General features: G+C 57.7%; 28 protein-coding genes. 2 read left to right on the top strand and 26 right to left on the bottom strand.

Going from position 1 to position 23,611, the window contains the following annotated elements:
• Positions 1-61 precede the first annotated feature (61 nt).
• From EJA70_RS11070 to EJA70_RS10945, 26 genes are all read right to left on the bottom strand, one after another.
• Complete coding sequence (locus EJA70_RS11070) at positions 62-1,090, bottom strand: hypothetical protein (RefSeq protein WP_008077126.1); 1,029 nt, start codon at positions 1,088-1,090, stop codon at positions 62-64.
• A gap of 9 nt (positions 1,091-1,099) precedes the next feature.
• Complete coding sequence (locus EJA70_RS11065; protein WP_008077124.1) at positions 1,100-1,312, bottom strand: tail protein X; 213 nt, start codon at positions 1,310-1,312, stop codon at positions 1,100-1,102.
• A complete protein-coding gene (locus EJA70_RS11060) occupies positions 1,305-1,688 on the bottom strand; it encodes a phage tail protein (protein ID WP_008077123.1) in 384 nt (127 codons plus the stop codon). The genes EJA70_RS11065 and EJA70_RS11060 overlap by 8 nt, the downstream gene beginning before the upstream one ends.
• A complete protein-coding gene (locus EJA70_RS11055; protein WP_158830761.1) occupies positions 1,688-3,940 on the bottom strand; it encodes a phage tail tape measure protein in 2,253 nt (750 codons plus the stop codon). The genes EJA70_RS11060 and EJA70_RS11055 overlap by 1 nt, the downstream gene beginning before the upstream one ends.
• Positions 3,941-4,068: 128 nt before the next feature.
• Positions 4,069-4,650, bottom strand: a complete 582-nt coding sequence (locus EJA70_RS11050) for a phage tail assembly protein (RefSeq protein WP_158830760.1) — start codon at positions 4,648-4,650, stop codon at positions 4,069-4,071.
• A gap of 159 nt (positions 4,651-4,809) precedes the next feature.
• Positions 4,810-5,316: a phage major tail tube protein gene (locus EJA70_RS11045; RefSeq protein ID WP_158830759.1), complete on the bottom strand. Its 507-nt coding sequence runs from the start codon at positions 5,314-5,316 to the stop codon at positions 4,810-4,812.
• Positions 5,316-6,482, bottom strand: coding sequence for a phage tail protein (locus tag EJA70_RS11040; protein WP_122591410.1), 1,167 nt, complete (start codon positions 6,480-6,482; stop codon positions 5,316-5,318). The genes EJA70_RS11045 and EJA70_RS11040 overlap by 1 nt, the downstream gene beginning before the upstream one ends.
• 2 nt (positions 6,483-6,484) lie before the next feature.
• Positions 6,485-6,670, bottom strand: coding sequence for a hypothetical protein (locus EJA70_RS11035; protein ID WP_158830758.1), 186 nt, complete (start codon positions 6,668-6,670; stop codon positions 6,485-6,487).
• A 100-nt stretch (positions 6,671-6,770) separates the two neighbouring features.
• A complete protein-coding gene (locus tag EJA70_RS11030) occupies positions 6,771-7,295 on the bottom strand; it encodes a DUF4376 domain-containing protein (protein ID WP_256677667.1) in 525 nt (174 codons plus the stop codon).
• 9 nt (positions 7,296-7,304) lie between these two features.
• A complete protein-coding gene (locus tag EJA70_RS11025; RefSeq protein ID WP_158830757.1) occupies positions 7,305-10,160 on the bottom strand; it encodes a phage tail protein in 2,856 nt (951 codons plus the stop codon).
• Positions 10,161-10,796 (bottom strand): phage tail protein I, encoded by a 636-nt coding sequence (locus tag EJA70_RS11020; RefSeq protein WP_158830756.1) that lies wholly within the window; start codon positions 10,794-10,796, stop codon positions 10,161-10,163.
• Complete coding sequence (locus EJA70_RS11015) at positions 10,793-11,788, bottom strand: baseplate J/gp47 family protein (protein ID WP_158830755.1); 996 nt, start codon at positions 11,786-11,788, stop codon at positions 10,793-10,795. Before EJA70_RS11015 ends, EJA70_RS11020 begins: the two co-directional genes overlap by 4 nt.
• The gene (locus EJA70_RS11010; RefSeq protein WP_008077111.1) at positions 11,785-12,117 is read right to left on the bottom strand and encodes a hypothetical protein; all 333 of its coding nucleotides are present in this window, start codon (positions 12,115-12,117) and stop codon (positions 11,785-11,787) included. The genes EJA70_RS11015 and EJA70_RS11010 overlap by 4 nt, the downstream gene beginning before the upstream one ends.
• A gap of 14 nt (positions 12,118-12,131) precedes the next feature.
• Complete coding sequence (locus EJA70_RS11005) at positions 12,132-12,740, bottom strand: phage baseplate assembly protein V (RefSeq protein WP_158830754.1); 609 nt, start codon at positions 12,738-12,740, stop codon at positions 12,132-12,134.
• Between the two features lie 3 nt (positions 12,741-12,743).
• Entirely contained in the window at positions 12,744-13,265 is a 522-nt protein-coding gene (locus tag EJA70_RS11000) for a hypothetical protein (RefSeq protein ID WP_158830753.1), read from the bottom strand.
• A 73-nt stretch (positions 13,266-13,338) separates the two neighbouring features.
• Positions 13,339-13,677, bottom strand: a complete 339-nt coding sequence (locus tag EJA70_RS10995) for a phage holin family protein (protein ID WP_008077108.1) — start codon at positions 13,675-13,677, stop codon at positions 13,339-13,341.
• Positions 13,678-13,833: 156 nt separating this feature from the next.
• A complete protein-coding gene (locus EJA70_RS10990) occupies positions 13,834-14,688 on the bottom strand; it encodes a putidacin L1 family lectin-like bacteriocin (RefSeq protein ID WP_158830752.1) in 855 nt (284 codons plus the stop codon).
• A gap of 7 nt (positions 14,689-14,695) precedes the next feature.
• Positions 14,696-14,881, bottom strand: a complete 186-nt coding sequence (locus tag EJA70_RS10985) for a Com family DNA-binding transcriptional regulator (protein WP_158830751.1) — start codon at positions 14,879-14,881, stop codon at positions 14,696-14,698.
• 246 nt (positions 14,882-15,127) lie between these two features.
• Complete coding sequence (locus EJA70_RS10980; protein WP_158830750.1) at positions 15,128-15,532, bottom strand: tail fiber assembly protein; 405 nt, start codon at positions 15,530-15,532, stop codon at positions 15,128-15,130.
• Between the two features lie 129 nt (positions 15,533-15,661).
• Positions 15,662-16,090 carry a tail fiber assembly protein gene (locus EJA70_RS10975; RefSeq protein ID WP_158830749.1) on the bottom strand — a complete coding sequence of 143 codons (429 nt, stop codon included), beginning with the start codon at positions 16,088-16,090 and terminating at the stop codon, positions 15,662-15,664.
• Positions 16,091-16,647: 557 nt separating this feature from the next.
• Entirely contained in the window at positions 16,648-17,382 is a 735-nt protein-coding gene (locus EJA70_RS10970) for an XRE family transcriptional regulator (RefSeq protein ID WP_008077103.1), read from the bottom strand.
• A gap of 138 nt (positions 17,383-17,520) precedes the next feature.
• A complete protein-coding gene (locus EJA70_RS10965) occupies positions 17,521-17,703 on the bottom strand; it encodes a hypothetical protein (protein WP_158830748.1) in 183 nt (60 codons plus the stop codon).
• Between the two features lie 13 nt (positions 17,704-17,716).
• On the bottom strand, positions 17,717-18,097 hold the full coding sequence (locus EJA70_RS10960) for a DUF1090 domain-containing protein (RefSeq protein ID WP_158830747.1): 381 nt from the start codon (positions 18,095-18,097) through the stop codon (positions 17,717-17,719).
• Positions 18,094-18,453 (bottom strand): hypothetical protein, encoded by a 360-nt coding sequence (locus EJA70_RS10955; protein WP_158830746.1) that lies wholly within the window; start codon positions 18,451-18,453, stop codon positions 18,094-18,096. The genes EJA70_RS10960 and EJA70_RS10955 overlap by 4 nt, the downstream gene beginning before the upstream one ends.
• A 200-nt stretch (positions 18,454-18,653) precedes the next feature.
• On the bottom strand, positions 18,654-19,145 hold the full coding sequence (locus tag EJA70_RS31095; protein ID WP_158830745.1) for a hypothetical protein: 492 nt from the start codon (positions 19,143-19,145) through the stop codon (positions 18,654-18,656).
• Positions 19,112-19,852, bottom strand: a complete 741-nt coding sequence (locus EJA70_RS10945) for a DNA-binding protein (RefSeq protein ID WP_158830744.1) — start codon at positions 19,850-19,852, stop codon at positions 19,112-19,114. Before EJA70_RS10945 ends, EJA70_RS31095 begins: the two co-directional genes overlap by 34 nt.
• A gap of 251 nt (positions 19,853-20,103) precedes the next feature.
• Here EJA70_RS10945 and mutS point away from each other — a divergent pair, with 251 nt between their 5' ends.
• Both mutS and fdxA read left to right on the top strand, forming a co-directional pair.
• Entirely contained in the window at positions 20,104-22,674 is a 2,571-nt protein-coding gene (gene mutS, locus EJA70_RS10940) for a DNA mismatch repair protein MutS (protein WP_177323291.1), read from the top strand.
• A gap of 163 nt (positions 22,675-22,837) precedes the next feature.
• A complete protein-coding gene (gene fdxA, locus EJA70_RS10935) occupies positions 22,838-23,161 on the top strand; it encodes a ferredoxin FdxA (protein WP_008077096.1) in 324 nt (107 codons plus the stop codon).
• The last annotated feature ends 450 nt before the right edge of the window (positions 23,162-23,611 follow it).

Genomic DNA, 23,611 nt, shown 5'->3' with positions numbered 1-23,611 from the left:
GGCCTCTTCGCGGGCAAGCCCGCTCCCACAGGGATCTTCAGCGCAGTGAGAAAGCGGGGAGTCAGGCTTTGGCGTCAGCCTTGGGGTCGAGGCCGGTTGCTTCGATCAGGCAGCGATAGCTTTCCTCGCGCTTGCCACTGGCGGTGACCTTCTTGATCGACCAGCGACCGCGCGTGAAGTCCGGCCAGGTGTCATCGAGTACCAAAAGGCCTTCGGCGGCCAGCAGCGGATCGCCTGGGCAGGTGACCTTCAACGTGTATTTCTCGCGCAGCATCTTGCGCACTTCGGCTTCGCCGATGGCTTTGGCTTCTTCTTCACTCGCCTGTTTCTGGCGAATGACCTTGTAGGGTGCGGAACCGGTGATCACTTCCTGCAGCTTGCCAACAGCACCGTCCCAGAAGCAGGTCTTGCAACCCTGGTTCTGCGTGCGCGCGGTCTCTTCCAATATGGCACTGATGAAGGCGTGATCACCCGGTCGATTGTTGCTGGTTACCGACAACCTGACGTCCGGTATCACCTGACCCGATAGTGATTTGAGCTGCGCCGGTTTCGCCAGTACGTAGAGGTCGTTGCAGGGTTTGGCCACCGCGTCGTACTTGCTCGCCAGGCGTGTGATGAAGCCCATGTCAGTTTCGTTCGACTGGTCGACATGGGCAATCCTGATCAGCGCCAGTTCGGGATCGACGCGAGGCGAAAATCCGTGCCGCAAGACCAGCTCGCGAAACAGTCCGCCAAGGGTTGTCGGGCCATGACTTGCCGTGCGCCGCTCCTTGAATCCGGTCTCATCCTTGCCGCTGAAAGGCGCTGCGGTAGCCACCAGTGTCAGGCGTAACGGGAACAGCGTCGGGGTCAATCGAGTCACTTTGAACTGGCCCTTTTCGACCAGCCCGGACTCCAGATAGCCAACCCGCAGGCCGATTGTTCCGCCCAGGGTCGGCAAGCCTTCGAGGCCTTCCAGGTCGATCACCAGTGTCAGCTGATCGGACTCCATCCCGGCAGCATCAATGTGTTCCCAACTGATCAGGCGCTGGTTCAGCAGCGCATGGTTAGCCCCGTAGATTTCGATCGCCGGTGTAAATCCCTGTGCCATGCAACCTCCTTAGTCCCAGGCCAAAACCGGTTTGATCGCGGCGGGTCTGCTGTCGAGTTCCGGCAGCGTTACCCATACGCCCGCCGGCAAAACCGGGCCGTATTCGGCCAGGGTCGAATTGAGCTTCCACAACGCTGCTTCGGCCTGATCGTCTGAGCGCCCGGTTTCGCGGTAGAGCAGCAGATTCACCGAATCACCGGCCACGCTTCGTACCTTACGCATTGTTGAACTCCGCCAATTCGAGTACCCACTTGATCACCATCGCGGTGCCGTCATCGATGACCTCGCTCTGGTTTTCCTGAACGCTGTTGATCCGCCACAAACCCCAGTTGCGACCGATACCGTCGATCAACGGCAACGGCACACGCAGTGCCTGAAGAGCGCGCAATTCATCGAGCCGTTCCATGGCCACGGCGTACATCGCGGTGCCGCTGATGGTCAGGGTTTCCGGACTTTGTCCAATCTGACTGGACTTGGGTTTACTGGTAAGAATGGGCAACTGCGTCCAGCCACCGTCCGACTTCCGCGCCAGCGTGCTGTAGGCGAAGTTACGTGACAGGCCGAAGATGAAGCTGCCCAATGCCATTTGTTGTTTCATCAGGCGACTCCATCGGTGAGGGCTGCGTCACGGCGGGTGGCGAGGGGGTTGGTGCTCATCAAAGGCGTAAAGTCAGACATGAAATGTGACTGCATGACCTGCGCGACCATGGCGGTCACTTTTTCAGCGCTGGCTAAATCACCGCCGCTGAAGTTGAACGAGGGCGCGTAAGTAATCTGATGGTTTGAGGTCTGAGCGCCAGCGAGGTCTTTGGCGACGTCTGCTGGCGGGGCGAGTTGATCCGGGGCAGGCGTCGCGAGCTTTTCACCCAATGAGCTTCCCCACTGATTGCCGTAGTAAGTGCCAACTGCTCCGCCAACCCCTCCACCAACAACCGCTCCGGCAGGACCGGCGAAAGCCCCCAGGAAGGCACCAAGGCGCGACCCCACGTAACTTCCAGCAACCCCACCCACCAAGCCGCCCGCTCCTCTGGCTGTTTGTTTGCCATCGGCATCGAGCAAGCCGTTGACCACATCCATACCGGAGTCGAGCATCATCAACGGCATACTCAGAGGGCCAGCCAAACGACCAATTCGGGCACCTTGGCTGACCAGACTTCGGCCTGGACCGGATGCCAGGTATTTAGCGCGGTTAAGCGCACCGGATCCCAGAGTCTTGGCACTGTTAAGCGCAGCGGAACCCCAAGTCTTGGCATGGTTCAGCGCAATGGAACCCCAAGTCTTGGCACCGTTAAGTACTGCGGTGCCCCAGGATTTTGCAGTTGTGCCGACGAACTCGAAGTTGGCGACAGTGGCTGTCGTTCCTTTAATGCCCTTGGCCAGCATCGATCCAGCAACCTGCACACCCTTGATACCGGCAATACTCAAAATCAACGTACGCGCGAGCTCCGGTGATTCTTCAGCCATGCTGCTCAAGCCATCGGTCGCCCACGCCATCGCCCCGGTGAGCCTGTCAAAATCAGGCAGCACAGCAGCGCCAGCTGAGCTAAGGAGGCGGTCTTTCTGAGCGGTGAAAATGTTCCAGCCCGTTTGCGACGTATCCGAAAGCTTCAGCGCAGCCTGATTGACTGCCCCGCCCTCCGCGCTTGGCGCCGAAGTTGCGTACTGCTTTTTATCTTTGACGAGATCAAATGCACCTCGCACATCAGCGGTGCGCTCAAGCATTTTCACAACCGGCTGGTCGATCGAAAACAACGTCATCGCCAGACCGGCTTGCTGCTCGGGGGATTTCTTGTTCAGCGCCTCAAGCACTTCGACAATCGTGCCGGGGGCATCCCCTTGCATTTGCGCAGCGAGGACCTTTGGATCGAGCTTAAGCTCAGCGAGCACCGCTTTCTGACTGGCCGAGGCGTTGTCGCCCAACGCCAGCGTCGTGGTGATCTTCTCCAGTGCCACTCCAGCGTCAGCCCTGTTTACGTTGACGTTGAGCATTGCCGCAGCAAAAGCCGCCGTCTGTTCGGGGCTCAGACCTGCGCCTTTTGCCGAAGCGCCGTAGTTGCTGACGATCGAACCGATGTCCGCCACCGAGGCGCTCAGTCGGCTTCCAAGCACACTGGTCGCATCGGCGAGGTCGAGGGTTTTTGCTCTGTTGAGCCCCATCGATGTGCGCCAGCCGATCAGCAGATCCGCGACATCCGGCGCTTTCATCTCAAAGGCTGTGGCCGTGACGGCGGTGTCTCGGGTGAATTCGCTGAGGGCGTCTTGCCGGCCGACTTCAGTCTTCTGATCGCTGCCAACTCCCCCCTTCGCACCGGCATACATCACGCTTGCCAAGTCAACCGTGGTGGTACCGCCAGCAGCCACTTTGCGCTCGGTGGCCATTTTCTCCAGCGATTCGCGCAACGCTTTGCGTTCATCGCCTTCAACACCTGTAACCCGACCCAGCCGCGCCATCGCAGTGTCAAGATCGATCGTCGGTTGCAAGAGTTTGAAGGGCTGGGTTGCACCATTGGCACCTGGCGTTTTGGCTTCGGCGCCGACGGTCGTGCTGCCCGTTTGCCGGTCATTCAGAGACTGCTGCAACGAGCGCTGTGAAATCAGCACCGCGTGTATCGAGGTCAGCACATTCTTGAGCTGAACCTGCTCGGCGGTCAGATTGCGCAACTCGCTGGTGGCGTCGGCCAGCGCCAGGCTTAGCCCGGTATACCCACCCCCACCGTCAGGGCTCGACGCAGGTGCTACTGGTGCAGGCATCGTCGGGGTCATCAAGGCGACAGTCTTGCTAGCGGTGCTCAACGCCCAGGCCTCTTGATTGACCGTCGCGAACGTCAACCCATAGTTATCGTCTGCCATGCCGCTCTACTCCTGTTTCACGCCAAGGCGAGTGATCGCTATGTCGTAGCGGCGCAACGCCTTTTCGGCGTCCCATTCCAGAATCTCCGCCTCACTTACCGGGTAAATGAGCGGGACGATATCGAGGATTACTTCGATGTCGCGTTCCGAAAGTAGGCCGCCGGCTGGTTTAAAAAATCGTCTATGCGCACCTGCAATTGCGTCCAGTCAGGGACGGTCAACTGGGCCAGATCGGGGATCATCAGGCCGGCACAATGAGCCGTGATGAACTCGGCGCGTTCCTTGGCCGTTTTCAGTTTCTTCATCACTTTGGTGGCGCGCAGCACCGGCATTTCCAGGCTCAGCGAGGTCACGGTACGGCCGGTGACGGCGAGCGGTTGCAACAGCTGGATCTGATCGGGATCGGCGGATTTTTCCGCGTCTTCGACCTGGTCGAGAAAGTACGCTGTCGGACGGGTCGACATCTCGTGTACGTACTGCGCGATGCTCACGTAGTCCGGGCGTTTGAGCTGGTCGAGTTCCTTGACCGACAGGCCGGTGGCGAGCAGCGCCAGTTCGAAGAACTGATCGTCCTCGTCATCGCCGGCGCGCTCCAGCGCTTCTTTCTGTGCGGCGTAGAACAGTGGCTTGAGCTGGATCTGGTTGATCTGCGAACCGTCGTCGCCGGTGATTGGCGACAGCAGCTCATGTTGGGGTGGCATCCACGACATGTATGAATTCCTTGGTGATTCGTTTTGAGAGTTGTTGCAATCCCTTGTGGGAGCGGGCTTGCCCGCGATGGCGTCGGCACATTCACCATGGATGTTGATTGACCCACCGCTATCGCGGGCAAGCCCGCTCCCACAGGTTTTGTGTCTGGCGTTAAAGGCTTACGGCATCAGCACCGCACGGCGGGCATCGCCGAGGATGTCGACGCCGTTGAGCACGAACTTCTGGGTGCGCACGTCGATGTCGATCACCGGAATACCGTTTTCCAGACGGTTGTAGGTACGGCAGGACAGCTCCAGGGTGAGCTTGGGCTTATCACCCATTTTCACCGTGGCTTCTTCGAGAGACTTCAGCTGGCCACCGACGGTGTGATAGGTGAACCAGGTGTTGCCGTCCTGATCCTGACCCGCTTCACGCACGTTCAGCAGGATGTCGTCACCCAGTTTCACACCCAGCGCCAGCATCACTTCAGGGCCTGCGCCCTGGAGGATCAGCTTGGCGCCAAGGGCCTTGGCGCTCTTGGCCATTTCCTCAACGATGAAACGGCCGCCCGTCATGTTCTCCATCTCGAAGTCAATCTTCGGCGGAGTGAACTCCTCCACCGTCGCCGACAGCGGCAAGCCTTGCAGGGTGGCCGCGATGGCCTGGCGATTACGGTTGGTAAACATTAGAGAACGTCCTCCAGGAACTGCTCGATGATTTCATCGCGGGCGTTGAGTTGATAAACCATGTGTTCGTTCGGCGCGTAGCGGCCGTAGTCGATGACCACGTACCAGGTGCCGTTCTTGTATTTCTCGACGCTGTTGAGTTCCGGGTGCAGATACACGCTGCCGCCGGGAATGGTTTCGTCGGCGACCAAGGTTTGCAGCCAGTCGTTGATGCGCTTGACCTCTTGATCCATGAAGGATTTGGTGAGGTTCTTGGCCATGGCTTTCTGGCCGGCCTTGACCAGCTTGCGGCTGATCGCATCTTCGAGGCCGACGTAGCTGATGAACTTACCGGTGATCGAGCGGTTACCCAGCAGCGAGAAGCCGCCGAGCACGGTGCGGGCGTAGTAGCTGACGCCGTAACGGTTTAGCAGATCGCCCTCGGTGGAGGTGTCGAGAATGTTGTATTCAACCACCCGCGAAACGTCCTCGGCGTAGGTCACCTGATTGCCCGGGCTCTCCCACTGCTTGACCTTGGCCAGTGCGGCAATCGCCAGGCTGGAAGGCGACAGGAAGACGTTTTTCTTCGCCGCTTTCGAGTACACGGCCGGCATGTTGTGCACCACCAGGCAACGGTCGAAACCGAGATCGGCGCCGCCCAGTTCCTGGCTGTACAGCACCTGATCGGCGACCGAGGCGTCCTTGCCGTCCAGTACCACACGGGCCTTGATGCGCTTGCCGAACGAGGCGAACTCGCTGGCTACCGCTTTGGTGCCGGTGAAGCCCGGCGCGCCGATGATGGTCAGGTCTTCCGGGACACTGCCCAGCGCGGCCAGACCGAGCTTGCGGCCAGTCAGCGGCTCGACGCCGCCGATCACTGCGTTGACGGTGTCGGCCGGAGTCGCGCCCGCTTCGACGATCACTACGTAGACCGGCACCTTGACCACTTTGAGGATCTGGTAAACCGCGTGGTACAGCGTGCCTTCTTCCGCACCCGTCGGATCGAGCAGCGCGTGGGTGGTGAAGCTGTTGATGCGGAACGGTGCGTTACGCGGAATCAGTGGATCGGCGTTCGGCGCGGTGCCGACCAGACCGATGACGTTGTCACCCAGACCACCCATGGCCTCGGGGGATTCGGTGGCATTGACGGTAATGCCGTTGTGCTCGAAGTTCAGAACCTCAGCCATATTCATTCAGCCTTCTTGGCAGCGGCCTTTTTGGCCTGGGTGGTAGGTGTTTTCAGTTCCAGTCGACCGGCGAAATGCAGGGCACTGGCCTCGACGTCGAGCAGATCAAGGTCTTGGCCGATGCTCGACCAGTGCCCACCGCCGGTGGGGAATGGGACGAGCACGGTGTAGGTTTGGCGGGTTGCCATTTTTCGTTTCTCCATAAACGGGAAAGCCCCTCTTGGGGAGGGGCTTGGCGGGTGTTGAGTTTTTTGAGCGGATAAGAAAACGCCCCGGGGTTCGGGGCGTTTATCTTAGATTTTCAGAATCAAGCGGCGACGAATCCGGCCAGCCTTCAGCGAGCAATACGTCGCGATAGGTCCCCGCTGAGACGGCTTCAAGCAACGCTTTCTCCCGGTCAAAACAGGCCTGTACGTGCGCCCGAACCGCCTTCGCGATGTCGATAATTCGCGGACCACCGATCTCGACGAATCCCGACACTGTTTTGAAATTACAGCGGTATTCAGAATCAAGGACTGCAGACAAACCCATGCTGGCAATCAGAGCTTGGCTGTCTCGCGTGGTATCGATCAACAAACTGTCGAAGTTGATACCTACCGCTTCGCGTTTGTAGCGTTCAGCGGCGATCAGCTCTGCTGTCGTTGGTAACTCAGGGTCCAATAGCGTATGCATGCCGAGCCAAGCGAGATAGCGCGGATCATCTTCTTCGACCACACCCTGATTGGGCCAAACCTCTTCATCGCACTGTTTCTCACCAAACACGGACCGTATCGCAAGCTGATCGCTATCAGTAAACTGCACAAAAATTTCCACAAACGCTCCTTAGATTGTGTATCCGGTGATAACCACTTCAAAGGTCGCCACGCCACTAGTAGCGGAGAGGACGTAATGAAGCGTCTGCGGCGTTGTTAACGGGATCAGCGGAAATGCACTTTGCACGCCACCGCCAGAGCCAGCAGAAGGGTTACTGCTTATCCCGATGGAGCCAATTCCTGAAACACCGCCTAAACCCGCATAGGAATTTACGCCTGACATTAAGTTTCGAATCGAATAACTCCCCTGGCAGCGCTTTGCATTCAGCGGAACGCTACTGCTGATGGTAAACGGTGAATAATCAGAGCGTCCGCCAGTCGTGACGAATACAGGCCCCCCCGTGTAAGTGAAGAGCCCAGCCTCTTGTCGCCCAATCACAAACTGGCCGTTAGCATTCGTTGGCCACACACTTACCAGCGCCGAGAAGGTGAACCCCGCAAGCGCAGCAGAGCCGCCGTTGTACAAGACAGGCGCAAGTACCGTCGTAGCGTTGACGGCCGCAATCCCTGAAACCTTGGTTTCGGGGTTGTAAAGCGCATAGAGCGCGACGTAGCCAGGCGCAGGGGCTGCAGCAACATCCATGGAGCCCAAGCCTTTTATAACGGCAGAAAGATCAATCGGCTTACTGAAATTACGCAGCGTTCTGGTTCTGCCGTTCGCATCCCCGACAATGACTTCATCGACATTGATCGTCGCAGTTGCTGAGGCTACCGGTACCGACATCCTGTCGCCACGCATGGACCCAACAACAGGTCCGTTCAAGCTCAGCTTATCGACGAGAGTCGCCAGTGCTGCGATGTCTATGCCTCCCTGATTGATCGGCGCGTTCCAGGCTTTGATGCACCACATAACAGCGAGGTTGCGAGGCCTGGACCGCATAAAGTCAACACCGACGTATGCAGTTCCTGGCGTTTGAACACCATCCATAGTCAGTTGGGGTGTCGTAGCAGTGGCCGTAACGCAAACCGTTACCGGTTCAACGACTGCCGGGGCCGTGTCGTACTCCAGTCCCAGAACCCTTACATGATTGGGGTTATTCAAATTCGGAATTGGCAGATTGACGCCGTCACCATCACCGTAAGTTGCGGTACCTACTTGCCAACTGCCAATTGTCCGACCGGCATCAGCACCGCGCCCATGATCCCAACCACGCAGGAACTCACCGCGAGATTCCGGCAACCGGAAGTTGCCTAAGCCCTCATCGCCCTTGTTGTAAGTCGTGCCAAGAAAAGCGGCCAGATCCGGATAAGTCGCAATGCTCTGCACACTGCCATCCAACTCCAGATAACCGGGAGCGACGATGCCGGTCGGGAATGCCAGAACAGCACCAACCGGAACAGCAGACTTGAGCCGTTCGACTTCCTTGGCCAGTGCGGCGACATCGATGGTTCCCTGATTGACCGGGGCGTTCCAGGCCTTGATGCACCACATGACGGCGATGTTGCGAGGGCGGGTTTCAGGCTCTGCACTTTGGCTGTACGTTCTAGGGGTTCCGAACGGCGTATTGAAGCCATGATTATCGCCCACCGTACGAGCTAACCAATCAACGGGATTGTCTTTAAGCACGACAGTAGGCGTTTGGCCAGCCGGATCGAATACCTGACCACCACCACTTTCTGTTGGAAGATAGTGATAGTGGTTTTTTAGCGAATCCGCCTGCGCGCTACCCGCCGCCCGCCCTGTATCAACCCCACGCCCATGATCCCAACCACGCAAGAATTCCCCACGCGCTTCAGGCAAGCGGAAATTACCAATACCCTCATCACCCTTATCAAACTTGCCGCCCAGATATGCACTCAAGTCCGGGTAAGTCGCACTGCTCTTGACGCTGTTATCCAGCTCCAGAAAACCCGGCGGCGGTGCATCAACCGGGAACGCGACAATCGACCCCACCGGCAACGCCGATGCCTGGGCAATCAGCGCTTCAACTTCAGCCTTGGTGTATGAATCCTTGATACCAAATCCAGCCAGCGTCTCGGGATTCGCACCCGCCGTGGCCCGACCATATTCATCAACGGTCAGGCTCTTGTAAGTCCCAGCCGCAATCCCGGTACGCCCGGCCAGCATCTTGAACGTCAGCGCGGTAGTACCAAGGGTGATCGGCGCGTTGGTGGTCAGGTGCCACAACGAATCTCCATTTGCTGTGCCCTCCTCGACCATGACCGTCAGGCCCGGCGTGACCTTGGCGCTGCTGTTGGCATCGGTCGCCCGCACCCAGTCGCCATTGGCGACGATCCACAGGCCGTTGTCCTTGGCCAGCGTCTGGCTCGGCAGCAGCACACGATCACCAGCGATCACTGCGACACCGTCGATCTGCTGCGCGCCGTTCAACACGACATTGCCCGTTGCAGCGACACGTACCGACTGTTTGCCATCAAGTTTGCCGAGTTCTTCGGCGAGGTAACTCATGACCCAGGCACGCGTGGCTTTGACGACGGTGTCGTCGATCAGCAACGTTACCAGGGAGGCGTTACTGGTCTCGAAAATCGAGCGAATGTAGAACTCTTTACCCGAACCCGAGGTGGCCAGAACCGGTTTGAACGACTCCGGATATTTGACGATAGCGTAGAGAATCCCAGTGTCAGTCCACAGCCCTGCTTCCCGCACATACCAACCGCCAACATCCGGCGGAATGGTCACTTCGGCGAGCAGCCAGCTCGGATTTTTCTCGTCCTGGAACAGCGCATTGAGCGGCCCGCGCCAGACTTCGCGCTTCAGCGCAGTGGCGGTCGCGGCCGGGTTGTAGACCGAGCCGCCGCCGTCGCCGACGGAAATCTGCGTCAACTTGATCGGCACGCCCGCAGCTTTACAAGCCGTTTCGTAGGCAATCCCTGCGTTGGTGAGCAGGGTGTAATAGTCAGCCATTCAGGCCCCCTGAGGATAAATTGTGGATGTTTCGACGGTGTACATACCGGCGCCCATGAACGCCTCTCCCGAGGTTTCCAGCCCTTCGATGAACACCGGATAAACCGTGGTCAGCTCTCCGCAAAACGTCGCGGCGCCGATGACGTGATTGCCGAAAGCGCTGAGGCCAACGGAGACCGTCAGCACATCGCGTTCGCTCTTGGCATCAGCCAGACGTCGATCGAGACGGGCGTCGATGGCTTCGCTGTAGGGTTGCTCGCTGAAGGCTCGTACGGAAAAACTGTAAGGCGCACCGGGCGGCGTCTGTTCGTACCAGGCGCGGATCTCGGGTCTTAACTGCAAACCCTTGGCGGCGTTTTCCAGCGCCTTGCGAGTGCCGGCCTGGCGCGCGGTGGGCCAGGCGAGTTCGACGGTCAGGCGTTTTTCGGCTTGCGGCGCGTCGGTGCTCCATTCAGCAACACCGCGATCCGCCGCCAGATACGGCAGAAAATCGGCGGGTGTTTCTGCAGGATTCATCAGCTCGGGAAACGGCGGCGCAATGCGATCAAGCAAGGCACCAAAGCCCAGATCCAGGCCTCGTTCGATGGCCGAACTGTTGGCTGGCAGCAGCGTTGCGCGCTGAGTTTTGTCACTCATAGCGTCAGCACCTCGACTTCAACTGCCGTGCAATACGGCGCTTGAAACGCTGTCGTCACGATTGGCGCCAGCGGTTCAAGAATCTGCAATTGCACGGCGCCGGCGCTGTGCAGCGTGTAGTCGATCCAGCTCGGATCAACCCGGCCTTCGAGGCGATGACAGCTATCGGCGTAAGCCTGCAACTGCGCTTGCGCAGCAACTTTGGTCAGGCCCGAATCGGGGCCGGAATTGATCTTGGCGACGACGCGGATCTTGTAGCGCTGGATGTCGGCGCCTTTCACGGTCACGAGGTCGGTTTCAGGTCGCACATCAGGTCGGGCGAAGTGCTGGCGAACGCCGTCAAGCAACACTTCGGACGGCGTGCCGTCACCTTCACGCGAAAGCACAGTGACCTGCACTTCGCCGGGGGCCGTGCGCCGACCATTGCCATCCTTGACCTGTGCGGCGAGGCCGTCCGGGTTGAAGGTGTAGGTGACGTTGACCACGCCGGCATCGGTGGACTCGACTTGCACCGTCGGCCGTTCGCCGAGCGTAAAGACCTCACGGCGATACTGCATCCGCGAGCCCGCCGCTGGAGCGTGCGGCGCCAGGTAATAACGCAGACGAGCGTCGTCGTCGCTTTCATAAATCGCCGGCACCGGCGGGAATGCCGCCGGGTCGCCAGGATCGAGCAATTGTCGCTCCAGTCCCATGTCTGCCAGTCGTGCATCGAGGTTGCTACCGGTCGCCCACCACGCCAGCATCTGCTTGATGCGCGCGTTGTATTTGCGTTCGTGGGTTTGCAGGCGCACGCAAAACGCTTCCAGCGCCAGGGTCAGCAATTCGCTTTCGTTGTCCAGGCTGGTCTTGAGTTTCGCCGCACTGTCCGGCGAGCGCGCACCGACGTATTCGATGACGAACGTCTTGAACTCGGCGAGCAAGTATTCGAACGCTTCGACGGTGATCAGCGCGGGTTCGGCCAATTGGTTCTGACCGGGGATCAACATGCTCATGTCACGACCTCGAAGGTTTGTTGACGGTTTTTCCAGGTGCCGGCGAATCGCAGCAGCAGACCGGCGCCCTGACGACTGGCAACGATCACTTGCGGCTGAAAATCATCGATGCCGTTTTGCTTGTTGTAGAACGCTTGCGCCGCGTGGCTCTGGGCCAGAAGCAGAACGTCGTCGCCGAGGTTGTGCCCCAGCAGCGTGGGGATCAGCGATCCGTACAGGGGCCGTTTTTGCCGAGTGCCCAGCGGCGTGGTCAGGGCCCGGGTCGCGCGCTGCACAAACTGCAGCCAATCGTCGACCGTGGCCCCGCTGTCTCTATCGATTCCGATCATGGAAGGCTCTTGAATCAGGGGCTGATGACGCGGCCCTGGTGATCGACCAACGGGCCGCTGAAGTGCACGCCCGAGGCGTCAATGCTCACGCCGACAGCACCCAGTTGCAGGGTGAGCAGCTGTGGTGTCAGCGCCAGCCGCGCCGGGCCGATGCTCAGTTCCAGCGACTCGCGAGACCCGCTGAAGGCCGCCGGGCCGTTTTGCCAGTGCAAAGTGTGAGTGGCGTCGTCGTAGCCGCTTTCGCTACCGTCCTGATGCACCCGACGGGTCAGGGTCGGCACCGTCGCAGTTGGGGGGAAACGGTCGCTGTTCAAACCGAACAACGCCACCGACTGCGCACCGCTTTCGCCGCTGCCGTAGTTGAACAGCAGACATTGTTCACCCACCGTCGGAATCCGCGACTCGCTTTGCGCGCCGGCACTCGGGTTGAAGAATTTGATGGCCGGTGTCAACAAGCCACCGTGACTGACCTGACAGGTGTTGCTCGCGGCATCGACCGACTGGCAAATGCCAATGCGACAGAAGCTCTCGGCACGACGGTGCAGGTCGTCGATCTCCGCTTCCATCTCGGCCAGACGCTCGATGATCGGGCCGAGTTGCATGCGCAGTAATGCGTCGAACATCGGTCAGGCCTCCAGCGCGGTGTATTGCTCGGGGTCGTCGATGTTGCTGACTTCCCAGGTGCGGGCGAATTTCGCTGTGCCGAGCGGGTCGTCAAGCAAGGTCGGGCCGAGATAGAGGGTCTGGTTGAAGGTCAACGTCCAGGCCTTGTTTTGCAGATCGGCCTGAACCAGCAGTGACGGTGAACCATCAATATTCATCGGCAGATCGCACTGCGCTGCCGGCAAGCCCCAACGGTTATCCGTGATCAGGTTTTTCAGTGTGGCGATCAGATCGCACGCGGCGAACGCCGTGGCGGACCCGGCAGGAATGACTTGCAAGGAGAGCGTCAGCACGTGAGCAATTCGCCCATCCGCTGCGCGGACTCCCGGCGCGTCGCGTTCGATGTCGATCAACACCCAGGCCAGATCGCCCGGGGCCGTGAAGTCCTGAGGATTGCCAACCTGCACGTTGAGGCCAGCGGTGTTGCGCAAGGTTGTCGCCATCGCGCTGAACAACTGCGAGGGCTGCTGGATCATTGCGGGCATGCATGACCTCCTTTTCTAGTGTCCACGCAAAACCCCGCCGCAACTTATGCAGCGAGGCAAGAAATGAAGGAAATTACTGGGGATCGCGCGGAGGCACTTCGCCAACGCCGATGCGCTTGGCAGCCCAGCGTTCGTAAAGACCGATAGCGACGTCGGCCCCGGCCATGGCGGTTAGGCAGCCGAAAGCGCCAGCAGCCCAGATCGACATGCCGGCGGCGTACAACAGCATGATTGCCGATACGCCGCAGATCATGCAGGCGCCGGAGCGCAATGCCAGACGGCGTAACAGTGGCCAGCCGCGGGCGCCCTCCTTGTCGGCGCGCCACATTTCACCGGACACCCCTCCCACGACAGCAAGGAGGATGACCAGCCAGATTGGCATGTCCGCCAATGCTTGTTGCTCGTTTGTCATGTCACGCCTCCCGAGAGTGATTGATGAGTGTTGGGGTCAACTACAGCTCCTATAGAGATATTCAAAAGTCGCTGAGCCAGGAATCGGGCAGACCACTCCAAAGTGGTCTGCCTTGCGTCGGATGCGCGGACAGAAAAAACTGCCCCCGCCCAGCGATCAGCCCCAGACGTTATCGAAAACGAAGTCCTTTACCTTCCAGTTTTCGATAGTGCTGCCTGGGTAAATGACACGGCGATGAGGGCGCACCGTCGGTGTATAGCCAAAACGTGCCCACACCGGGAGTTCTTTCACCACGGACAAACGCCCATTGGCTTGCAGCTTCAACTCTGCACCCGCTTGGCCCGCTGTACCGGTGAACCAAAGTGGAGTGTTGTTTGCGCCATAAATAACGAAGTTGCCGTCAGGCTGCATAACGGCACGTGTTGCACCTTTATTCTGGGTCCAACTGGCCCATAGCACCCCCAAAGGGCCGTTCGAAACGACAAAATTCCCGTCCGACTGGAACACCATGGTGGTACCGCCTACGACATATCGCTTCTCGACTTCCAGCGTGGTACCGCCCGGAATGGCCAATGATGGCTGAGTAAAATCAGGAAACAGCGCCGCATTACTCGCCCAATATGGAACCGACTCCACGATGACGAGGTTGCCATCGTCCTGAACCTGTACGAATGTGCGCTCTGCCGAACCTTTGTCACCGGCAATCGGTACGCCGTTAATGGTCATCCACGCCCGCCCGCGCAAATGGTCTACGAGAATGCCTTGGGTATGGACATAGAAACAGTTAACCAGGTCGTTGTTCGGGTTGGTACTGACGGTGGTGTAAGGGTTGTTATCAGCCACCCAGGCCAACGCCCCGTTATCGTAGAGCGCCAGGTTGATATCTGGCTGCAAAAGCAACTTAAAACGTTTGCTCGGCGACTCAAGATACTGACCCGGAACCATGAAATGGCGAGGAGGCAAGACTGGCGTTCCATTAGCTGCAAATGGAGCAACGGAAAAAGAGGGCATAATTCACCTATAACGTCGAATGATAAGGTGCGGAGGGTTCCGCCTTCATGTCGCTCATAGGCGATTGCTCGAGGCTCGCAGCCCTCACATGATTCAATGTTCCGCATCGAGAGCACTTGATCTGGAGCTCTGTCAACTCGCCCACACGGGCGAGCAGTCGTTTGCAATTACCACATCTGTAGTCTTTCAGCATCGGCAAGTCCTTTTGGTTTCCAGCCTGCTTTTCGTTATTGAAGGAACGACCGGAGAGTTTGCCGCCGCAGACTCCCTGTCGGTGGGACTAACAGACTGTCTGATCAGCAGTAACCAAAGGCTCACGTGGAGCGACCTTGCCTGTTTTGATAACCAGGTAAATCCGTAGCGGGAAGGCATATCAAACATGGGTGACTGATCGGATGCCGTGAAATGCGCGGCGCATTCAGTGGCGCATCAACACCTGTCAATAAGGCGCTACCGGCCAGACAATGTTGATCGGGTACCCCGATTGCTTATCGATGTCGCTCAATGCAATCGAGTAATGCTTGAAGGCCAGCAGCAGGGCCTGTTCCTCTGGAGTGGCAATACCGACATCAACTTTAAACGGCAGCGAGTTCATCAGCAGCCAGTTGGCAGCGGCGTTCAGCAGTTGCCATTTCTGTTGCTCGGTTTCGTTGCGCAAGTCCTCGTCGGAGGGCGGTGTAAACGTCCATACAACATTAAAGGTCGCCTTCCAGCCCACACGAATTTCGCTATTGCCGGTGACATCCACCCAAGTAGAAGACGGCGAAGCAGGCGCGTCTGGGCTGACATCCCCGTCCTTCAATTGGACGACTCTGTTGTATTCAACCAATGCATAGAGATTCATTTTCTGACTCCTGAATGTGTTGTTTGCGAAGAATGTCGTGATGAGAGGCAGATATTCAAAAAAGCCCGGCACTGGCGCCGGGCTTCTCGGACAGGCACGCCAAACTTGGCGCGAACGGTGATGGCTGGTTTAGAAAGGCGCGACCGGCCAGTTGATCGTGTAGGGGTAATCAGCCTGGGTTTTCACATCACTGACAGCGATGTAGTACTGCTGGTAGGCAAGCCATGCGGCTTGATCTGCAGGCGTGGCGACGCCCAGGTTCACTTTGAAATTCACCGGATTGATGGTCAGCCAAGCCGACGTGAGTCCCAACTTGGTTCGTACTTGCACGGCTACCAGATCCACATAGTCTTGATAAGTGAGCTCCGAGAAGGTCCAACCGTTGACCGAGAATTCAGCTTTCCAGCCCACTTGTACGACGGTGTCAATGGCGACCTGATTCCAGTTGGCCTGCATCCCGGGCGGGATAACCATAGGCTGCTCTTCAGCGTCCTGGACGTCAGCGACACGGGCGAATGGAGAGGTAGTGCTGTAGTTGATAAGAACGTATCGATTCATAAATTTACCTTTTGAGATGGACAGCGATTGGGGTGTTTCAACCTGATCTGCCTTTCACAGCGCTGTATCAATAAATACGCGGCGTTTACCGCAGGCAGGCATTCCAAAAAGCCCGGTGAGGCACCGGGCTTTTCAGTAATGCGCTCCTTCGCCTTCCTTCAAATCCTGTGTTCAAGAAGGAAGCTGACTTTTCGGCGCTACTGGCGCGGTACGAGTCCATTCAAATTGTTTTTCCGACCGCGGTCCCTGCCCGCCGGATAACTGCTTCTGGTGCTTTACGCTGCACACCCGGGTCAGTTGCCAACCCTCTGAACCGTTGAGGCCGGTTCATCGCTGCCTGTTCTTGTGGAACTAAAGAGCTTGTCTTGCCAGCCGCTTTGTCGAGCGGCTTGGTGACAAGGATATGCATGGATGCATATACAGTCAATGCGTAAATGCATTTATTTATGCACAAGAAATGCGCGAATGCATGAAAGCCGCGCCACTGAAGGGTTTGCCGGTTTCGTCCAGGCGAAAAAAAACCCGCCGAGGGGCGGGTTTATCTGAAAACGGTTGGGTTAACGGGCGTACATGCCCCACCAGAAGACGTGACCGAGGATGACGATCTGCTCTTCCTGGATTTCCTGGAAGCTGTAGTCCTCGTCCGGGTGCTCATCGCGATTGAAGCTGCGCAGGCGGATGCCGGTAGGCAGGCGATAAAGCTGCTTAACGCGAAGCTGGCCGTTGTGATTGATCGCGTACAAGTCGCCATCGATGATGTCGCCGATGCCGCACTTGCCCGCATTCACACCGACAGTGGCGCCGTCGCGCAGCACCGGCAACATACTGTTGCCGCGCACCGTCACGCATTTGGCCTGGTCGAACTGCACACCGTTATGGCGCAGGCTGCGCTTGCCGAAGCGCAGGCTGGAGCGCTCGCTCTCTTCAATGACGAATCTTCCTGATCCAGCAGCCAATTCAACCTCGCGAAGAAACGGCACCGACACCTCGTCGTCATCGACAGGGGTGTCGTCGTCCCACAGCATTATGTCCTTGAGTTCCGCGTGTACGTCATCACGTACGGCACCGGCCGACGGCGCGACATCCGCGCGCCCGCGCAATTGATCGGTGCTCACGGCGAAGTACTCGGCGATCTTCGAAATGTGTTTATCCGAAGGATCGACGATCTTCCCGCTGAGAATCCGCGAGAGAGTGGATTGAGGCACGCCGGTGCGACGGTGGAGCTCCGTAGGGGAGATCCCGTGCTGGTCGAGCAGTGCTCTTAAGACGGAGGATACGTTGCGTTTTTGCATAACGCGCATAGTGCTTGAAGTTTTTCGTGAAGACAAATGCTGATTTGCATTAATAATGCATAAATCAGCGTTTAGTTGAAAACAATATCACCGAGCCACCATCTACGGTTGGAATGAGGCTCGGCAAATGGGCGCAATTCAGCCTTTGACTCGACGTGCCGCAGCATTGGCTCGCTTGAGCCGATCACTTCTGGCCTTCCTGTCGTAATCATCCTTGGCGCCCATGATTCCGCCAGCGGCGTGCACCCAATCAGTTGCCGTACAGCCAGACATCAGCACGGCCGCAGTGAAGACTGACGTAAAGACAAGTACGCTTTTCATATTTGAGTTTCCCTTATTCATTCAGCACGCTGCGTAACTTAGCCTCGGCACGAGCCAACCTGGCTTCATGTTTCTTGATGACTTTTACATCGCCATACTGACGTGCCGCCTTCAAATGGTTCTGCCTGCGTCGCACTTCGGCCTCGGCTTTTTGAATGTTTATGGACCGATCCTCATCGGCGGAGGGCTCTCGACAGTAGCGCTCTACATTGGCCAGCGCTTGCTGCAGTCCAGCGACGCGATAAATGTTGTCGGCCGCCTCGGCGCGCTCAAGTTGTTGACTGATCTCGGCGCGTCGTTGCGAACAATTGTCTCGAGAGTCGGCAAACGAACTTTCCATGATTAAAACGCAACCCGCCAACAGCGCGATACTGCACACGACATTTAACTTCATGACACAAACCCCAAGTAGCTTGTTTTCCCGTCCTGGCCGGAAAAGCAACTAACCCGCGCCCATTCCTCACGGTAAGCCAATGTCTTTCTGATGCCACTAAGTGCAGCAGCTACCATGTAATGGCATTGCCCTTTCGACATAGGGAAATGTTCAGCCAACCACACCACTGGAACATAAACATGATCAAAACAAACCAGCACCGGTGTGCGATCATTCAACGTCGACACGCTGACATCTTTCTCTTTGCCACCGACTGCCGCCGCGACAAACACAGTCCCCTGTCTGTTAATTGCAATTGATCGCTTCCAGGCCGGAGCCTTAGTTCCGGAAGGGCTGAGCACGCAAAACCAAAGCATTGATAAGTTCCCTCAACTGCCTAAACATCGTCATATTATTCAAGGCAACTACAACAGCCGCGCCGCGCTGACATTCAAGCAGTCACAGGGGCTCTTGGCTTGACTCCAATCACATTAACAACGCAGGGCCATCAAGGCCTTACTGGGGGTCTTACTTAGTCTTACCTGGTTGTTTTTGGGCCTTGCACCCCGGTTTCAGGCTAGCGTGGGACATGGCACACGCCATTGATCAGATTATTGATATTGTAGTAATACTCGGCATCGGAGAAATAGTTGAAGGTAATCATGCCGCCCTGAAACCCCCTTTCCATAAATGGAAGTTCATCACCGGCCGTGTCGGCATCGAACGTTTCAACTGAGCGCGTCTTGAACAGGAAGCGCGAAGTGTCCAGATGAGTAAGGTCAACATTAAACTTTCGATCATACGTATAGACTTTGCCCTGCGGTGTTCTGACGACGTAATACACAAAAAGTGCACCTTCCTTTGGATCAATCGTCATATCACCTACTCCATGCCATCTTGTTTTATGGTCGGGAGTATGGACAAAGTCGATCGATGCAAAGCACGGTGCGCGTGGAACATCACGATAAATCAGATAAAAATACCTGAGTACCAGCGCAGCCACTACTAATAAAGACAACAGCGCCAACAACGTGGTTATTTTTTCCCGACGAGCTGATAATTTACGCATATGGCCTCTCCTTTACTTTCAGGCTTGATGCATTTGATCAGCAACTGGGACAGCGGCTTGCGCACATAGTAATTAATATCGGACAAGGTTATTGCAGGCTCGAACTCGCTCAAGGCTTTAACAATTTCGTCCTTGGACATCTTTTCACTTTCTTCCACGTACAACTTCGCCTCACCGTCTTGCCAGATAAGTTTCCACTCTTCCAGGTCCGCCGGCTTTTTAAACATCAAGTAGGCGTAAAATAACGCGAGCGCAATCGTCGAAACAACCAGCACCGGTAATAGAAGGCGCGCCGAAGACCGCTCCCTTTCAGCAGATTCGACGATGATCGTTTGCTCATCGCGTGGCACGGATTCAATATCGGGTATATCGCCGCTGGTTCGCCTGATCTCACACAACAACACGACGCCACGGCGAGGTAAGGTCTTGAGACTGTCCCGCGGCAAACCAACGTCAGCGAAATGCGCGCGGAGCAGGTGCAGGGTCTTGTAGTAGCTGCTGTCGGAAATGACCAACCCACGATCACCCCAGACCCGCGAAATGAGCTGCTCTTTATCGGTAATACCGTCGATCAAGGCCAGCAGCAGGTCGCTCTCATTGCTGCCCAGGCAGACCGATCGCCCCGACCGGCTGAGGGTCATTGTTTGTGCATCGTAGTAACAATCGCCCCCTGACGATCCTGAAACGATGACCTCTGACTCTTCCAAGCTGCTTCCTCGACTGACCTACAACCCACGCATTCTGATGATTCGATAGCTTTTCGGCACTATAGGACACAATGCCGGGCCAAGCGGCGGCGCGTTGCTGCATCCACCTCAAAAAAACTTCATACTCAGCCCCACTGAATCGATCCACGGGCCGCATCGCTGGCAAACACTCGCCATTTTGAAGATGCGAACCAACCCGTTTTTGCCTCGTCACTTTTACCGGTAAAGCTAAACCCCTGATGAATAAAGCTATTTCAGACCTCTCCTCCCACACCCCGATGATGCAGCAGTACTGGCGCCTGAAGAATCAGCACCCGGATCAGCTGATGTTCTACCGCATGGGCGACTTCTACGAGATCTTCTACGAAGATGCGAAGAAGGCTGCCAAGTTGCTCGACATCACCCTGACCGCGCGCGGGCAATCGGCGGGTCAGGCGATTCCGATGTGCGGGATTCCTTACCACGCAGCGGAAGGTTACCTGGCGAAACTGGTCAAGCTCGGCGAATCGGTGGTGATTTGCGAACAGGTTGGCGACCCGGCGACCAGCAAAGGCCCGGTCGAACGTCAGGTGGTGCGCATTCTCACGCCGGGGACGGTGAGTGATGAGGCGCTACTCGATGAGCGCCGCGATAATCTGATTGCAGCCCTGCTGGGTGACGAGCGTCTGTTCGGCCTGGCTGTGCTGGACATCACCAGCGGCAGTTTCAGCGTGTCGGAAATCAAAGGCTGGGAGAACCTGCTGGCGGAACTGGAGCGGATCAACCCGGTTGAGTTGCTGATCCCGGATGACTGGCCAAGAGACCTGCCAGCGGAAAAACGCCGTGGCGTCAGTCGTCGCGCACCGTGGGATTTCGAGCGCGACTCGGCGCTGAAAAGTCTCTGCCAACAATTTTCCACCCAGGATCTGAAAGGTTTCGGCTGCGAGAACCTGACCCTGGCCATCGGCGCCGCCGGTTGCCTGTTGGCTTATGCCAAGGAGACCCAGCGCACCGCCCTGCCGCACTTGCGCAGCCTGCGTCACGAACGTCTCGACGACACCGTGGTGCTCGACGGTGCGAGCCGGCGCAACCTGGAACTCGACACCAACCTGGCCGGTGGCCGCGACAACACCCTGCAGTCGGTGGTCGATCGCTGCCAGACCGCCATGGGCAGCCGTTTGCTGACCCGCTGGCTGAACCGTCCGTTGCGCGACTTGACCGTACTGCTGGCGCGCCAGACCTCGATCACTTGCCTGCTCGATCGTTATCGCTTCGAAAAGCTGCAACCGCAGCTCAAGGAAATCGGCGACATCGAGCGGATTCTTGCGCGGATCGGCCTGCGCAATGCCCGTCCTCGCGACCTCGCGCGTCTGCGCGACGCCCTCGGCGCCCTGCCTGAGCTGCAAGTGGCGATGACCGATCTGGAAGCACCGCACCTGCAAGGTCTGGCGACCACCACCAGCACTTACCCGGAACTGGCGGCGCTGCTGGAAAAAGCCATCATCGACAACCCGCCGGCGGTGATCCGTGACGGCGGCGTGCTGAAAACCGGTTACGACAGTGAACTCGACGAGTTGCAGTCGCTGAGCGAAAACGCCGGCCAGTTCCTCATCGACCTGGAAGCCCGCGAAAAGGCCCGTACCGGCCTGAGCCACCTGAAAGTCGGCTACAACCGCATTCACGGCTACTTCATCGAGTTGCCGAGCAAACAGGCCGAGTCGGCGCCAGCGGATTACATCCGTCGGCAAACCCTGAAAGGCGCCGAGCGTTTCATCACGCCCGAGCTGAAAGAGTTCGAAGACAAGGCGCTGTCGGCCAAGAGCCGTGCCCTCGCGCGCGAGAAGATGCTTTACGAAGCGCTGCTGGAAGACTTGATCAGCCAGTTGCCACCGTTGCAGGACACCGCTGCGGCGCTGGCCGAACTCGATGTGCTGAGCAACCTTGCCGAACGCGCACTGAACCTCGACCTGAACTGCCCGCGCTTCGTCAGCGAGCCGTGCATGCGTATCAGCCAGGGCCGTCACCCGGTGGTCGAGCAAGTCCTCACCACGCCGTTCGTGGCCAACGATCTGAGCCTGGATGACAACACGCGCATGCTGGTGATCACCGGCCCGAACATGGGCGGTAAATCCACCTACATGCGCCAGACTGCATTGATCGTGCTGCTGGCGCACATCGGCAGCTTCGTGCCAGCGGCCAGCTGCGAGCTGTCCTTGGTCGACCGTATCTTCACCCGGATCGGCTCCAGCGATGACTTGGCCGGTGGTCGCTCGACCTTCATGGTGGAAATGAGCGAAACCGCCAATATTCTGCACAACGCCACTGAACGCAGCCTGGTGCTGATGGACGAAGTCGGTCGTGGCACCAGCACCTTCGACGGACTGTCGCTGGCATGGGCGGCGGCCGAGCGTCTGGCGCAATTGCGCGCCTATACGCTGTTCGCCACCCACTACTTCGAACTGACCGTGTTGCCGGAAGCCGAGCCATTGGTGGCCAACGTCCACCTCAATGCCACCGAGCACAACGAACGCATCGTATTCCTGCATCACGTGCTGCCCGGCCCTGCCAGCCAGAGCTATGGCCTGGCGGTGGCGCAACTGGCCGGCGTGCCAAGCGAAGTGATCGTGCGTGCCCGCGAGCACCTCAGTCGCCTGGAAGACACCGCATTGCCGCACGAGGCGCCGAAACCCGCTGCCAAGGGCAAACCGGCGACGCCGCAGCAAAGCGACATGTTCGCCAGCCTGCCGCACCCGGTGCTGGATGAACTGGCTAAGCTGGATGTGGATGACCTGACGCCGCGTCGTGCGCTCGAAATGCTCTATGCACTGAAGAACCGGATATAAGCACTGAAGAAGCGGATATAACGCAAACCGCTTCAAGCTGTTAGAATCTCGCGCGGTTTGGGATGCTGCTGGCTAATAGCCTGGCCAGCAGGTATCGCTCCCGAACCTGGCGACCCCAACCGTGAAGGGGCAACGCTGCCGCCGCCTGAGGAGAAAATTAGAAATGACCTTCGTCGTCACCGACAACTGCATCAAGTGCAAGTACACCGACTGCGTAGAAGTCTGTCCGGTGGACTGCTTTTACGAAGGCCCGAACTTCCTGGTGATTCACCCGGACGAGTGCATCGACTGCGCCCTGTGCGAACCAGAATGCCCGGCCGTAGCGATTTTCTCCGAGGACGAAGTTCCGGAAGAGATGCAGGAATTCATTCAGTTGAACGTTGATCTGGCTGAAATCTGGCCAAACATCACCGAGAAGAAAGAATCGCTGCCAGATGCCGAAGAGTGGGATGGCGTCAAAGGCAAGATCAAAGACCTCGAACGCTGATTTGTCCCGCGTCCGAAAAAAAGGCCCTTAGGGGCCTTTTTTGTTTTTGTGCAATGCCTTCGACAGAGTCGCCAACCCGCCTACGCTGACTTTTCTGCGGGCAAAAAAAAGGGGCGGTTTGACCCGCCCACATTTTTTCCCTATTCCCTGTATTCCTTTTCATCGTCCTGATGAATCGCTTCCTGCGATGTCCGTTCCCCTCTTCCTTGAAGGGCGTGTCTGTCCGTCGACACAACCCCGATATTAGAGAGTTCCCTAGCGAGAGCAATTGCCCTTCCCGGCTGAAACTGAGCGTAATAAGCTCTTCACATTAAAAAATATACATATAATTCAACGGGTTAAATAATTAGCGTGAGCACGATCGCCGTCTGCCACAGTGTAAAAATAACGAACACTTACGAAACAGTAAGCCAAGGCTTACACCGCGAGCCTACATCTCGAACACGATCC

The organism is Pseudomonas sp. PB103, assembly GCF_009764635.1.
In the GTDB taxonomy this organism is placed as follows: Bacteria; Pseudomonadota; Gammaproteobacteria; order Pseudomonadales; family Pseudomonadaceae; genus Aquipseudomonas.
The sequence above is the reverse complement of the archived record's forward strand: the minus strand, read 5'-3'. Positions and strand labels throughout refer to the sequence as shown.